The following is a 270-nucleotide window of genomic DNA, read 5'->3' as shown; positions in this document are numbered from 1 at the left end:
CCACCTGGATACCGAAGTCGAGGAAGGCGCCAACGTGGCCGCCGATGGCACCCGCAACCTGACCTCCCCCCCGGGCGCGACCTTCACCAGCTGGACCAGCTACACCTTCCCGTTCGGCCTGACCGGGGGCGGTGGCGTGCGTTACGCCGGCCGCATGCACCGCGGTACCGATGGCGCGGTGGGCACGCCGGCGTTCACCTAGTCGTACTCGGTGTACGACGCAGTGGCCTCGTATGAAATCAACGAGCACCTGGTGCTGCGTTTGAACGC

General features: G+C 67.4%; 1 protein-coding gene. It reads left to right on the top strand.

Features of this window, described 5'->3' with window-relative positions; genetic code table 11:
* Positions 1-202 (top strand): hypothetical protein (locus ACQG3P_RS19825; protein ID WP_426806002.1); only part of this gene is annotated, 202 nt, incomplete at its 5' end.
* Between the last annotated feature and the right edge of the window lie 68 nt (positions 203-270).

Origin of the sequence: Stenotrophomonas sp. SrG (assembly GCF_050031795.1) — a bacterium.
In the GTDB taxonomy this organism is placed as follows: Bacteria; Pseudomonadota; Gammaproteobacteria; order Xanthomonadales; family Xanthomonadaceae; genus Stenotrophomonas; species Stenotrophomonas rhizophila_A.
The sequence above is the reverse complement of the archived record's forward strand: the minus strand, read 5'-3'. Positions and strand labels throughout refer to the sequence as shown.